Origin of the sequence: Rhodanobacter umsongensis (genome assembly GCF_042654965.1) — a bacterium.
GTDB lineage: Bacteria > Pseudomonadota > Gammaproteobacteria > Xanthomonadales > Rhodanobacteraceae > Rhodanobacter > Rhodanobacter umsongensis.
Window position 1 is genome coordinate 458132 of record NZ_JBHSMK010000005.1, and the last position, 12245, is coordinate 470376.

The window sequence follows — 12245 nt, forward strand, 5'->3', positions numbered from 1 at the left end:
ACGCTACCCCAGTTTGGCTGGGTCCACGCGGAGGCCTCCGCCGACACCGGGCCCAGGCGTTCACAGTGTTCGAGCAAATTGCTGGTGGACGGATGAAGCTGAATTTTCTCCGCTCGCGGCGTTATCGAAACACACCCCGTAAGGCCGAGGCACAACGCCAAAAATGCCGCTGATCTGCGCATGATTCCCCCCGGGGAATGAGCTATCCGACGCGGCGACTCCCACCGCGTTCTTGCCCGGGATACTACACGCGACGGCTTTCAGTACACCAACGGCACCGCATCCAGCGCCCGATTTCAGGCGCGAAGGGTCGAGGCTTTCGGGGAATGAAAGCCCCACCATGAAGAATGCCCCGGTTCGTCGGTTCCACCTGACGTTGCAGCGTCGGCTTGCGCCAGACACCTGTCGGCTCGGGCCAGACTCGCGGGGCGTAACCATAGTGCTTGGGTCGGCAATATTGTGCTGTCAGGGATTGCCGATAATCGTGTCAGCTCCGCAAGCCTCTGACGGCCGCTGAAGTTGTGGTACAAAGCGCGCCGGGTAACAGGGAAAATCCATGTGGACGAAGGTCGGGCGCGCGGTGGATGCCGCGTTGTGTATTCTGGTGATTGGAGTTTCAGTTTTGCTATTTCTGGCCCTGCTTGCCCTGCCAATCGCGGCGTCAATGTGAGCGTAATGCTCTAGCGGCCCGCGGCTGGCGTTGGGTGCGTCTCTGGATACGTCGGCGCGGTGTCCCAACCTGGGACGCTCCTGGACCGGATGTCATCGCCTATTCGGATGCGTTCCCACATTCCCAGCTCTCGTACTTCGGAGCTGCCGACCGCGATTCCGAACCATCCCTGCCGATGCGCCAGCGCACCGGTAACGCCCTCGAGCGTAACCGTACCGTGGTAGGTCCAGCCGAACACGTTGCGCACCTGGTCCGGCGGCACAGCGTACGGCCGCCAGTCTGCCAGCAGGTCATAGGAGAAGGATTTCGCGCGGTGGACTTTGCGGGCCATCGTCACAGGTTAGCGGCGCGGTGTCTCACGCGCTGAGGCCAACCTGTAGCAGCGTTCACGTCCCTAAACTGCCCTGTGGATAACCTGTGCATAGTGGTGCACAATACGCACGTTACCGCCCGGGAGAGCACGCAAATGCGTGAGAATTCGTTCGACCCAAGGAGCGCCGTCGAGTCGATTTTGTTCCTCGCGCGTAGGGTCAATAACCCAACACTCCATGAAATTTTGAAGCTTCGCTATTTCGCGGACAAGCTTCATATGTCGCGCTATGGCTTTGTCGCTAGCAAAGACTCCTACGTCGCGATGGAATTCGGCCCGGTTGCGTCAAAAACATATGACCTTCTCAAAGCGGCTCGGGGCGAGAGGGGGCGTTTCATACCGGCCAACTATCCGCAGCTGGTGGCTGGCACGGTCGTTGTAGCGGGCGATGCCGTCACGGCGCTGCGCGATCCCGATTTAGATCTGTTGTCGCCTGCAGACATTGAATGCATGGGGGAAGCCGTTCGCCTTTGGGGAAATATGGGCTTCAAGGAGAGAACGGACCTCAGTCATGACGACGCTTGGAAAATGGGCTGGCAAGAAGCAGAGAGTCGTCGCAAAGGGCAGGGTGAAATGCCCCTGACCGCCATTGCGGGGACGCTGGACAACGCCGAACAAGTTCTCGAGTACATGGCCGCATAAGGATATTCAGTGTCTCTCAAGGATGCGTTTCCCCCGGCCTATCAAGAACAACACGTCCGGAAAAACCTCGTACCCGGCACAGTCATTCGGTTTGAAGCAAGAATGGATGATGGCGAAATCCAGCCGAAGCGTTTCGTCGTGCTTGATTCGAGCGACAACACACTGACAGTGGTCATCAACAGCGACCTAAACGCCATCCTGAAGGCTCGTGACCTTTTGGTTTGCCAAGTCACAATGCCTGTTTCGCAACATCCATTCATGAAAAGGGATTCGAATATCGATTGTTCGCGTGTTCGCGCTTACGATACCGAAGAACTTGTGAGGCAACTGGTCGCGACGCCGGACTGGCTTTTGGGCTCCATATCCGAAGACACGCGCAATCAGATGCTCGCGGCGCTCAAGCAGTCGCGCACTGAGTCGCCTCAGGTCATCAGAGCCTGCTGCCGCAATCTAGAAGCTATTCCCCCAGCGCACTAGCGCTGTTGCCTACCTGTTGCCTCAACCCAAAATAAAAAGGCTTGCAGCAATGCAAGCCTTTGTTTTTTCTGGTGCCGGCACCCGGATTCGAACTGGGGACCTACTGATTACAAATCAGTTGCTCTACCAACTGAGCTATGCCGGCGAAGGTGGGGGATTCTAGCAGGGCCGCCATGGCTGATGCTCAAAAGCAGCCCGTGCTGTGCGAGCCGATGCCGCTGGCGGCGACGCGGCTGCGCCAGTCGAAACGGCCACGGTCGGCGACGACCAGGTCCAACCAGTATTCGGGAACGCTTTCGCTGCGCTCGCTCATGCGGGCGGGAAAGCCGGCGGCGGCGACCTCGTCGCGGCGCTTGCGCGCATTCGCAGGGTCCTTGAACAGGCCCAGCGAAATCGTGTTGGGCTGGTCGCCGGAGCTGACCACGAAGTAGTCGCCGATATGGTGTGCACCCAACTGCCGGGCCTGTTCCAGCGCCTGTGCGCGACTGCCGGCGGCCGGCAGGTATACCCACCAGCCATTGGCTTGGCTGGCCTGCTCCTGGCGCGAGCGCATGCGCGTGGCCTGCGTGGCCAGCGCCCGCCGTGCGTTGCGCAGGTCCTGCGGTGTGGCGAACGGGCCCAGCGCGACGCAGCTGTAGCTGGGTTCGGGTTCCGCGGCGGTCGCCGGCGCGACGACGGTGGCGGGGGTCGATGCCCTGATGTCTGCCTCGGGCATTTCGGACAACAGGCGCAGCTCGGCCACGCCAGGATCGGTGGGGTTGCCGCCACGGGCATACGGCTGGCCCAGCAGCAACCAGGCACCCACCGCGATATTGAGCGCGCTCAAGAGAACAAACAGCAGACGCAGAAACATCCGACCCCCGTCAAACCGCAACCATCGCCATTCTAGTCGGGCGATGTGGTCGCCTGTTGTGTGGTCGCCCACACGGCCAGGCCGCGCAGCACACTGTCCTCCTTCAGCCGCACCGGCGCCGACAGCAGCGGCGCCAGCCGGGCGGCATCACCGCCGCCTAGGATCAGCGCGGGCCGACTGCCAAATCGCAGGGTCATCTGCGCCACGAATCGTTCGGTCAACGCGGCCGCCGCCAGCCAGCAGCCCGATGCCACCGCGTCGGCGGTGTTGTCGGCCAGTTCCACAATGTCACCGGGCCGCTCCGGCCGCACACGCGCGGTGGCGGTCAGCAGCGAGTGTTGCATCAGCAGCGGGCCGGGCGCGATCAACCCGCCCAGGTGCCGGCCATCGGTAGCCAGCGCGTCGAGCGTGAGTGCAGTGCCCACGCTGGCCAGCACACAGGGTGCCTGGCCATCGGCCAAGGCCGCCACCATGGTCAGGAAGCGATCCACGCCCAGTCGCTGTGGTTCGGCGTAGGCGTTGTGCACGCCAGCGGCGTAGGCGGGCGTGCGCAGCCAATGCGGCACGCGCGCAAACAGGCGCTCGATCACGTTTGCCAGCTCGGCCTCGCGCGCGCTGTCGACCACCGATGCGACGAATACGTTGTCTGGACGCGGCAGGGTGGCCCAGGCTGACGCCAGTTGCGCCGGGACATCGGCCTGCCGCCAATCCACCGCCCCGTGCGCCAGCCACGCGGACGGCGCCGCCTGCAGCGCCCACTTCAAGCGCGAGTTGCCCATGTCCAGCAGCAGCCTCATGCGGCACGCACCGTGACGTCCGCGCTGTCGATCCGGCGCACGCTGCCGTCGGCCATGCACACCTGCAGCGCCCCGCGGGCATCGACGCCAGCGCCGACGCCGTCGAACGTGCCCAGCGCGCCGCTCAGATGCAGCGGTTGATCGAACAAGAGGTCGTGGCGGCCGTAGTCGGCGAGAAAACCGGCAAAACCCTCGCGCTCGAACTGCCGCAGGCCTTCCACCAGCGCCGCGATCAACGCCGCGGCGACGCGGTTGCGATCCGGTGGCGTGCCATCGGCCAGCGTGGCCAGATCGCAAGTAGGCTGCCCGGCCTGTGCGTGCAACGCCGGAGTCAACCGCAGGTTGAGGCCGATGCCGATGATCGCCGCGCACGGCCCCTGGTACTCCCCGCTCAGCTCGACCAGGATGCCTCCCAGTTTGCCGCCCGCCTGGCCGGCCGTGACGGCAAGCACGTCGTTCGGCCATTTGAGGGCCGCACCAGCGACGCCGAGCTGCTCCAGCGCACGCAGCACGATCACCCCGATCGCCAGCGACAAACCGCTCAGTGCGGCGAAGCCCTGGTCGAACCGTTTGAGGCACGACAGATACAGGTTCAGCCCCGGCGGCGACAGCCACGCGCGGCCACGGCGGCCGCGGCCCGCCGTCTGGGTTTCCGCCAGCACGATGCTGAGATCGTGGGCGGCAGCGCCGCGGCGTTGCAATTCGCTGGAGGTGGAATCCAGTTCCCAATGCAGCTCCAGCGCGCCCAGTGAACTTGCCAGCGGTGCCGGCAGGGCAGCCTGGATCCGGCTGGCATCAAGCATCTGCAGCGGCCACGGCAGGCGGTACCCCGCCGACCCGCGTGCCTCGATCGGCACCCCGCGGGCGCGCAGCGCTTCGACCTGTTTCCAGATCGCCGCGCGGGTCACTCCAGCCTGCGCGGCAAGAGCCGCTCCGGAGAGCGGCTCGCCCGCCGCGAGCCGTTCCAGCAACTGTGCCGGCTGCATCAACTGGTGCCCGACGCCGCGAGGAAGGTCGCGAGGCGGCAAGGAGTGGAGACACGAGACGGAATGAGCATTCCGGGATTTTAGCCCGGCACGCCACTGCGCGGCATCCGGCCCTCGGCATGGTGCGCAGGCCTTAGGTCGCAGCACTGGCAGAGCACCGGTGTTTCTGAGACGATCCGGAGTCTTCGCTTGCTTGTCCGGGAGTTCGATCGCCATGCGTGCCACCCATTGGCTTATCGGTTGCGCCTTGTGCATCGCCGGGATCGGCACTGCCACCGCGACGAGCATGGATACCCAGGATCTGGACAGCTCCCCGCACGCGACGGCCGACAGTGCCAGTGCGCGCGGCGGCAATGCCAGCGGCGGTGATGCACTCGGGCTTGCCCGCGATTGCCCCCCGGCCGGCGGCAGCGGCGATACCTCCGGCACCACCTCGGGCAGCGGCAACGACCACTCCGGCGGCGCATCCTCGACGCCGACGCAAACCCGCCGGCTGCACCTGGGCTGGCAATCGCTGCTGCCTGGTTCCATCCAGTAAGCGCTCGGCGTCATGCCGGGACACTGGTGGCCGTCGCTGCTGACGCGATTTGAACCGGCGCCGGTGCCCGACCCGCTTTGGCGGCGAGCGCTGATCGCCTGTCCGCTGGCACGCCGGCTCGATCCCGAACGGCAGCAGCAACTGCGCCGGCTCGCCGCGCTGTTTCTCGCGCGCAAACGCTTTCATGCCCTCGCTGGCGCCGTGCTTGACGACTACTGGCGGCTGCTGATCGCCATGCAGGCCTGCCTGCCGGCGTTGCAGCAAGGGGCGGCCAGCCTGCGCGGCTGGCGCGACGTGCTGATCTACCCGGGGGAGTTCAAGGTGCGCCGCAGTCATCATGATGACCGTACCGGCGTGGTCACCGCAGGCGACGAGGTCCTGGCCGGCGAGGCCTGGGAACATGGGCCGCTGGTGCTGTCGCTGGCCGACGTGCAGCTGGATCTGGAGCAGCCATGGGACGGCTACAACGTCGTCGTGCACGAGATGGCGCACAAGCTGGATATGCTCGATGGCCCGCCCGACGGCGTGCCGCCGCTGGTGGAGATACCGCGGCGGCGCTGGATCGTGCAGTTTCAGCAGGCCTACGACCGCCTGGTCAGCATGCCGGCGGACAGCTGCGAAAGCCCGATCGATCATTACGCCATGGAAAGTGCCAGCGAATACTTCGCCGTGGTCAGCGAACTGCACTATTCGCAACCGGCGTTATTGCGCCAGGCGGAGCCGGCCATTGCCGGGTTGCTCGAGGCGTTCTACGGCCGCTCGCCGGCGGAGGGGTGCGAGCCGGCTGGCTTCTGCCGTGCGCGCTGAGATTTTCCGTCCCTCCGCGGAGGGGTCCGGAGCCTGCCCCGGGCGCTACGGCATCAGTGGAAATCGGAGCGAGGATCGGCCGGCTTCTTGAAGCGACATCGCCGCTCAGCTTGCCGCCAGTCTCACGCAGAAGCGCGCGCCACCGAATTCCGTTGAACGGTCGACGGTCAGCTCGCCCTGGTAGGCGTGCACGATGTCCTGCACGATCGACAGACCGATACCGTGACCCTGCACGCGCTCGTCGCCACGCACGCCACGCTGCAGCACCTTCTCGATCTTGTCCTCGGCGATGCCGGGGCCGTCGTCTTCCACGCACAACAGCAGGCCCGGGCGCTGCCGGCCGGCCTGCGGCTGCATCTTCACCACCAGCAGCACGCGGTGGCCGGCCCACTTGAACGCATTTTCCAGAAGGTTGCCGAGCAGTTCGAGCAGGTCGCCCTGTTCGCCGTAGAACACCGCGCCGTCGGCGATGTCGAATTCGCACAGCACGTTCTTGCTTGCATATACCTTCTCCAGACTCTGCACCAGATCTTCGGCGTGCCCGGCGATCGGCACCGCGCTGGCAAACGTCGGCCGCCCGGAGGTGGCGGCGCGCGACAACTGGTAGGCCACCAGTTCGTTCATTCGCCGCACCTGGTCGAGCACGCTGCTGAGCCGCGTCGGCTCGTCCGCGGTGGGCGATTCGAGTTGCGAGCGGATCACCGCCAGCGGCGTTTTCAGGCTGTGCGCCAGGTCGGCCAGGGTATGCCGATAGCGCGTGCGCTGTTCGCGTTCGTTGTTGATGAAGGCGTTGATGCGCTCGGTCAGGCCGGTAAGCTCCATCGGATACTGGCTGTCGAGCTGCTCGCTGTCGCCGCGCTCGACCCGGGTCATGTCGCTGGCCACCTTGCGCAAGGGGGTCAGGCTCCAGCGCAGCAGCAGCAGCTGCAGCACGATCAGCATCACGCCCAGGATCGACAGCCAGATCACCAGCGTGTGGCGGAATACGGCGTTCTCGCCTTCGAGCTGATCCTCCGACTGCGCCACCGTCATGGTCAGGCGCACCGACTTGCCCGCTTCCATGTCCAGCGCCACGCCGTAGCTGTAGTAATACAGCCGGCCCATGCGCGTGTCGATCGGGCCGACGAACTGGCTCTGGCCCGGCTCCAGCGGTTTCAGGAAGCTGAAGTCGCGCCCGATCGCCGAGGAGGATTCCCAGCGGTATCCGCGGTCACCGATCGCCACCGCGTACAGGCCGGATCCCGGCCCCGAGAAATTCGGATCCGGCAGCGTGTCGATCGGCGGCAGCAGTTTGCCGTAGCGGTTGACGTCGGTATGGGTGATGTACGCGATCGCGAAATTCTGCAGCCGATCATGCAACGCGCTCAGCGCGCGCTGCTTGTTCGCCTGCGACAAGGTGAGCCCGACCAGCCCGAGAAACCCCGCCAGCACGAATCCCGTCGCGATCGCCGCGCGCGCCGCCAGGGACAGCGGACGGTGCGCGGGCGATGCGGATTCGTTACTCGTCGTCGCCGTCGGTGCGCGGGATGGCAAAGCGGTATCCGCGTCCACGTACCGTCTCGATGGGTTTGAGGGTGCCTTCCGGATCGAGCTTGCGCCGCAACCGGCCGATGAACACTTCGAGCACGTTGGAGTCGCGGTCGAAATCCTGCTGGTAGATGTGCTCGGTGAGGTCGGCCTTGGAAACCAGCTCGCCGGCATGCAGCATCAGGTATTCCAGCACCTTGTATTCGTAGCTGGTAAGGTCGACCAGCTTGCCCTCCACCGTCACCGTCTGCGCGGTGGTGTCCAGCTTGATCATGCCGCAGGCCAGGATCGGCTTCGACCAGCCGCTGGCGCGGCGCACCAGTGCGTTGATGCGCGCCAGCAGTTCCTCGACGTGGAACGGTTTCACCAGGTAGTCGTCGGCGCCGTACTTCAGCCCCTCGACCTTGTCCTGCCAGCTGCCGCGCGCGGTCAGGATCAGGATCGGATAGCGCTGGCCATGCTCGCGCAATGCCTTGACCAGCTCCATGCCGGACATCTTGGGCAGGCCCAGGTCGATGATCGCCAGGTCGAACGGCACCTCGCGGCCGAGGTAGATGCCCTCCTCGCCGTCCTGCGCCGCATCCACGGCAAAGCCGTCCCGTTTCAGGCGTGCCGCCAGCGTCTCGCGCAACGGTGCCTCGTCCTCCACCAACAGGATGCGCATCAGTGTTTCTCCTTGCTGCCCGCGTGTTTCGCGGGCGGACTCTTGGTTGACTGGTTGGATGTCGGATTCTTGCCCGATTCGGAAGAGACCACCATCACCTTGACGTGACCGTCGGGGGTGAGCACCTTGATGCGGTACTCCTGCCGATGCCCAACCCCCCTTTGCTCGGCGGACAACACCTTGCCGCCGGTGTCCTGCTGCACCCTGAACACCGCCTGGTCCAGCGTCACCGCCGACTTGGCCGACTGCGCCAAAGCCGCCCCGGACAACCCGGTGAACACCGATATGAACAGAGCAAGGATGAAGCTTTTGTGCGTTGTCATCGTGAGTATTCCACCCGGCACCTGCCGTAGCGTCCAGCCTAGGCAATCAGGCCTGAATACTGACCGGACGGGCGGCGGCTGTCACGCCGCCACCGACCGCGGCGCGGCCGCCTGTTCAAGCAACGCCCAGCCCGCACCCGGCAAGTGCGCACCCTCGCTGATCGTGCGCCGGAATGCGCGTGCGCCCGGCTCGCCCTGGTACAGCCCGAGCAGATGCCGGCTGATGTGCTTGAGCGCCGTGCCGCGCGCCAGCTCGGCCTCGACATACGGGCGCATGCGGCACAGCACGTCCTCGCGCGGCGGCTGCGGCTCGCCATACAGCGCTGCCTCGATCTGCGCCAGCAGGTACGGATCGTGATAGGCCGCGCGCCCCAGCATCACGCCGTCCAGTCGGGCCAGATGCTCCTGCACGTGCTCCACCGTGGTGATGCCGCCGTTGATCACTACCACCAGCTGCGGAAACTCGCACTTGAGCCGGTAGACACGCTCGTAATCCAGCGGGGGAATCTCGCGGTTCTCCTTGGGCGACAGCCCCTGTAGCCAGGCCTTGCGCGCGTGCACCGCCAGAACCTCGACGCCGGCTTCCAGCATCAGCTCGGTGAAGTGCTGCAACCCGGCGTAATCGTCCTGGTCGTCCACCCCGATGCGGCACTTCACCGTAACGGGCACATTCACCGCATCGCGCATCGCCTTGACGCAGTCGCCGACCAGCGCCGGCTCGCGCATCAGGCAGGCGCCGAAGCGACCCGACTGCACCCGGTCCGACGGGCAGCCCACGTTGAGGTTGATCTCGTCGTAACCGGCCTCGGCGCCCAGACGCGCCGCCTGCGCCAGCTCGCGCGGGTCGCTGCCGCCCAGCTGCAGCGCCAGCGGATGCTCCTGCTGGCTGTGCTCCAGCAATCGCAGCTGTTTGCCGCGCACCAGCGCCGCGCTGGTCACCATTTCGGTATACAGCCGCGCCCGCGGCGACAGCAGTCGATGAAAATAACGGCAGTGCCGGTCGGTCCAGTCCATCATCGGGGCGACGCAGATGCGCCAGTCGTCGGCGTGCAATGGAGCGGAGCGGGGGGAAGTCGTGTGGGGCATGCCGCCATTGTAGGCGCTGTCGGTCGCCCTGCTCCGGCTAGCGGCCGCGCTTGCGCACGTGCTCCATCCAGCCCTTGCCGAGCCACACGGCCACGGCGGCGACGGTCAGGGCCAGTGCCATCAGCCTGAGATGCATCTGGTAGAACGCCGTGGCGCCGATGATCAACGGCGCCGCGATCATTTCCAGCAGCCAGATCCGGGCAAGCTGCGGTTCCAGATCGGGCGCGAGGTGCGCGATGAATGCCACGTGGAACCACAGCGCCGCCATGCAGGCGAACGTCACGGCAATCGCCACCGCATAGACCACGAAGCCCAGGTCCTGCGTCGAATCAGTGAGCGAGAAACGGATCACCACCGGCATCAGCGCCACCAGGCTGAGCAGCAGCAGGTTGATCGCGGTGCCGACGCCATCGATGTCGCGAAGATGCGAAACGATGCGCCGGTGCCCGATCCAGATCACCCCGATCAGCAGGAAACTCAGGAAGTAGACCGTCAAGGGCCCCGACCAGGCCTGCCACAGCGACTGGCCGGGCTTGAGCTCGGGCCGTATCTCGATGGCTGAAAGGGTGATCGCGATGGCGAAGATGCCATCGGACAACATGACCAGCCGGTCCAGATGGCGCTGCTGGACGTGAGCCCCCTTCACGGGCAGTGGCACGCCTGTTTCCATACAACACTCCGCTTGAGTCGACTGCGGCATTCTGCCCGAGAACATCGTCGTCGTCGCCCGCGGCGCCCGCGCACGAAGCGACCCGAAAACCGGAGGTCGGCGGCATCGATGCCACGCGACGACGTCATCGAATCGGGCCATCGGCGGTTTTCGGCGCCTTCATCCCGGCCTGGCCTTCTTCGTCGCCCTGGTGGTTTTCGCTGCCCTGGCAGCCTGGCCGGCCTTCCTCGCACTGGCAGCGGTGGCATGGGCAGCCGATGCCTGCGGCTTCATCATCGGGTTCACGCCACCGGGCGGGTGCTTGTTCAACCCGGCCTGCATCAGCGCGCACAGCGAGTCGATGCGGCAGCAGCATTCCTGATAGCCGCCCTTGTCGTCGGTGACGCCGAGTGCGGCGTAATGATGCAACCCTCGCGGCGGCAACGCGGCGGCAACGTCCGTGGTGCCGTCCGCGGCGATCAGCCGCGGCCAGTCGAGCTGGCCGTTGCCGGCCACGCGGGCGGGAATCAGCCAGTACTCGCCGGTGGCATAGACGCCACCTGGTTCGAACGTGACCTGGATGCCATCTTCCAGCACGATCGGCGCGCCCTCGTCCAGCGCCAGCACGCCTTGCGTGCCCACCGCCTCGACCTGGTCCCAGCGTCGCAGCAGCGCATGCTGGCGCGGATCGCTGCTCGGCTGCCATGGCGTCACGTTCTTCGGCACCTGCAGAGTGACGCTGCAGTCCGCCACATCGACGGCGATCACCTGCAGCAGCGGAAACGCGCGCTGGCCCAAGGTGTAGGCATCGTCCACCAGCTCGACCCAGTCGTTGACCGCCAGTCCGAGTCGCGCATCGCGACCCAACCGGCCCAGCGTCACCACCAGTTGCGTGCTGCCATCGTCCGCGGTGGCGCCAGGCACGCTGCGGGTGATCGGAAAAACCACCGAGCCGTTCTCGCGCGACCATTTGAAAGTCGCGGTGCCGGCCAGTCCGCCCTGATGGATCTCGACCCGGTACAGCTGGTTCTCGCAGCCGCGATAGCGCGCGTCGGCAGCGATCACGCAGGGATCGTTGTCCGACTCCACCGGCCCCAGCTCGGCGCGCATCCGCGGCAGCGCATACAGCGCGCGGGCGCCGAGCAGCTCGCGCAGCAGCATGCACGGAGAAAGGTTGGCGTTGCCCTGGCCATCGATGCCGCTGCGCAGGTTGCCCACGTCGATCAGTTGCTGCGTGATGGTGGCGATGTCGGCGGTCTGGGTGCTGGCTTTCTGCCGCGTCTTCAGCGCGTTGGTGATGTCGTCGAGCCGCTGGTCCGCCCGCGCTCGATCGAGCATGCGCAGCTGCCATACCACCTGCGCGCGCGAGGCGGTATCGACGCCGTCAAGCGCGACGTCGGCCAGCGTCGGCGCCTCCACCGCGCATACATGCCGTTCCCACACATCCAGCCACAGCACGAAGCCCGCCTGCGGATTCTCGAAACCACTCTTGCCATCGCCCACGCCGTAGTCAGGCGTGGGCGCCTGCGGCTGCGTGGCCACGCTGCAGGCAGCGTCGTTCACGCACAGGATGCCGTCCACGTAGAAATGTCCCGGCGCCAGTTGCCAGTCGGCCAAAGGCAACGGCTTGCTGCTGCCATCGGCATTCGTCGTCGTGCTGGTGATGCCGAAACCGCCGCCCGCCGCCCAGCAAGGACCAACCAGGTCGCGCACCAGCGTGCGCAACAGATGCAGCTGGATGTGCGCCTGCTCGTTCCAGTCCGCCTCCAGCAACACGCGGCCCTGTTGCTGGAAGACCTGGCTGTAATGCCGTGACGGATCGAACGTGACACGTGCGAAGTCGCCTTTCATGGTCG

General features: G+C 65.8%; 13 protein-coding genes and 1 tRNA gene. 4 read left to right on the top strand and 10 right to left on the bottom strand.

The features are described from left to right. The first annotated feature begins 1136 nt into the window (after positions 1-1136). Together ACFPME_RS11185 and ACFPME_RS11190 are read left to right on the top strand one after the other, a co-directional pair. Positions 1137-1682 carry a Panacea domain-containing protein gene (locus tag ACFPME_RS11185; RefSeq protein ID WP_377305219.1) on the top strand — a complete coding sequence of 182 codons (546 nt, stop codon included), beginning with the start codon at positions 1137-1139 and terminating at the stop codon, positions 1680-1682. A 9-nt stretch (positions 1683-1691) separates the two neighbouring features. Next, complete coding sequence (locus ACFPME_RS11190; protein WP_377305221.1) at positions 1692-2159, top strand: hypothetical protein; 468 nt, start codon at positions 1692-1694, stop codon at positions 2157-2159. A 69-nt stretch (positions 2160-2228) separates the two neighbouring features. On the opposite strand, the gene ACFPME_RS11195 is transcribed toward ACFPME_RS11190, so the two are convergent. The 4 genes from ACFPME_RS11195 to ACFPME_RS11210 form a co-directional block, all read right to left on the bottom strand. Then, positions 2229-2304 (bottom strand) — tRNA-Thr (locus ACFPME_RS11195). Between the two features lie 39 nt (positions 2305-2343). Further along, the gene (locus ACFPME_RS11200) at positions 2344-3012 is read right to left on the bottom strand and encodes an SPOR domain-containing protein (RefSeq protein WP_377305223.1); all 669 of its coding nucleotides are present in this window, start codon (positions 3010-3012) and stop codon (positions 2344-2346) included. Positions 3013-3044: 32 nt separating this feature from the next. Next, complete coding sequence (locus tag ACFPME_RS11205) at positions 3045-3809, bottom strand: type III pantothenate kinase (protein ID WP_377305225.1); 765 nt, start codon at positions 3807-3809, stop codon at positions 3045-3047. Continuing rightward, positions 3806-4795, bottom strand: a complete 990-nt coding sequence (locus ACFPME_RS11210; RefSeq protein ID WP_377305227.1) for a biotin--[acetyl-CoA-carboxylase] ligase — start codon at positions 4793-4795, stop codon at positions 3806-3808. The genes ACFPME_RS11205 and ACFPME_RS11210 overlap by 4 nt, the downstream gene beginning before the upstream one ends. A gap of 214 nt (positions 4796-5009) precedes the next feature. Between ACFPME_RS11210 and ACFPME_RS11215 the strand changes: the two genes are divergently transcribed. Next, complete coding sequence (locus tag ACFPME_RS11215; protein WP_377305229.1) at positions 5010-5333, top strand: hypothetical protein; 324 nt, start codon at positions 5010-5012, stop codon at positions 5331-5333. A gap of 12 nt (positions 5334-5345) precedes the next feature. Next, the gene (locus ACFPME_RS11220) at positions 5346-6140 is read left to right on the top strand and encodes a M90 family metallopeptidase (RefSeq protein ID WP_465269173.1); all 795 of its coding nucleotides are present in this window, start codon (positions 5346-5348) and stop codon (positions 6138-6140) included. Between the two features lie 105 nt (positions 6141-6245). Here the strand turns inward: ACFPME_RS11220 and ACFPME_RS11225 are convergent, their stop codons facing one another. The 6 genes from ACFPME_RS11225 to ACFPME_RS11250 form a co-directional block, all read right to left on the bottom strand. Further along, positions 6246-7673: an ATP-binding protein gene (locus ACFPME_RS11225; protein ID WP_377305233.1), complete on the bottom strand. Its 1428-nt coding sequence runs from the start codon at positions 7671-7673 to the stop codon at positions 6246-6248. Next, a complete protein-coding gene (locus ACFPME_RS11230; protein ID WP_056391729.1) occupies positions 7639-8331 on the bottom strand; it encodes a response regulator transcription factor in 693 nt (230 codons plus the stop codon). The genes ACFPME_RS11225 and ACFPME_RS11230 overlap by 35 nt, the downstream gene beginning before the upstream one ends. Next, a complete protein-coding gene (locus ACFPME_RS11235) occupies positions 8331-8654 on the bottom strand; it encodes a PepSY domain-containing protein (RefSeq protein WP_377305236.1) in 324 nt (107 codons plus the stop codon). Before ACFPME_RS11235 ends, ACFPME_RS11230 begins: the two co-directional genes overlap by 1 nt. A gap of 81 nt (positions 8655-8735) precedes the next feature. After that, positions 8736-9740, bottom strand: a complete 1005-nt coding sequence (gene dusA / locus ACFPME_RS11240; RefSeq protein ID WP_377305238.1) for a tRNA dihydrouridine(20/20a) synthase DusA — start codon at positions 9738-9740, stop codon at positions 8736-8738. Positions 9741-9777: 37 nt separating this feature from the next. Further along, positions 9778-10551, bottom strand: a complete 774-nt coding sequence (locus ACFPME_RS11245) for a TMEM175 family protein (RefSeq protein WP_377305241.1) — start codon at positions 10549-10551, stop codon at positions 9778-9780. Between the two features lie 18 nt (positions 10552-10569). Next, positions 10570-12240 carry a DUF6519 domain-containing protein gene (locus ACFPME_RS11250; protein WP_377305243.1) on the bottom strand — a complete coding sequence of 557 codons (1671 nt, stop codon included), beginning with the start codon at positions 12238-12240 and terminating at the stop codon, positions 10570-10572. Between the last annotated feature and the right edge of the window lie 5 nt (positions 12241-12245).

Excerpts from the sequence above, each read along its gene's own strand:
- ACFPME_RS11250 (WP_377305243.1), bottom strand. The coding sequence starts at position 12,240 with ATGAAAGGCGACTTCGCACGTGTCACGTTCGATCCGTCACGGCATTAC.
- ACFPME_RS11215 (WP_377305229.1), top strand. The coding sequence starts at position 5,010 with ATGCGTGCCACCCATTGGCTTATCGGTTGCGCCTTGTGCATCGCCGGG.
- ACFPME_RS11220 (WP_465269173.1), top strand. The coding sequence starts at position 5,346 with ATGCCGGGACACTGGTGGCCGTCGCTGCTGACGCGATTTGAACCGGCG.
- ACFPME_RS11235 (WP_377305236.1), bottom strand. The coding sequence starts at position 8,654 with ATGACAACGCACAAAAGCTTCATCCTTGCTCTGTTCATATCGGTGTTC.
- ACFPME_RS11245 (WP_377305241.1), bottom strand. The coding sequence starts at position 10,551 with ATGGCCCGATTCGATGACGTCGTCGCGTGGCATCGATGCCGCCGACCT.
- ACFPME_RS11230 (WP_056391729.1), bottom strand. The coding sequence starts at position 8,331 with ATGCGCATCCTGTTGGTGGAGGACGAGGCACCGTTGCGCGAGACGCTG.
- ACFPME_RS11210 (WP_377305227.1), bottom strand. The coding sequence starts at position 4,795 with ATGCAGCCGGCACAGTTGCTGGAACGGCTCGCGGCGGGCGAGCCGCTC.
- dusA (WP_377305238.1), bottom strand. The coding sequence starts at position 9,740 with ATGCCCCACACGACTTCCCCCCGCTCCGCTCCATTGCACGCCGACGAC.
- ACFPME_RS11200 (WP_377305223.1), bottom strand. The coding sequence starts at position 3,012 with ATGTTTCTGCGTCTGCTGTTTGTTCTCTTGAGCGCGCTCAATATCGCG.
- ACFPME_RS11185 (WP_377305219.1), top strand. The coding sequence starts at position 1,137 with ATGCGTGAGAATTCGTTCGACCCAAGGAGCGCCGTCGAGTCGATTTTG.
- ACFPME_RS11205 (WP_377305225.1), bottom strand. The coding sequence starts at position 3,809 with ATGAGGCTGCTGCTGGACATGGGCAACTCGCGCTTGAAGTGGGCGCTG.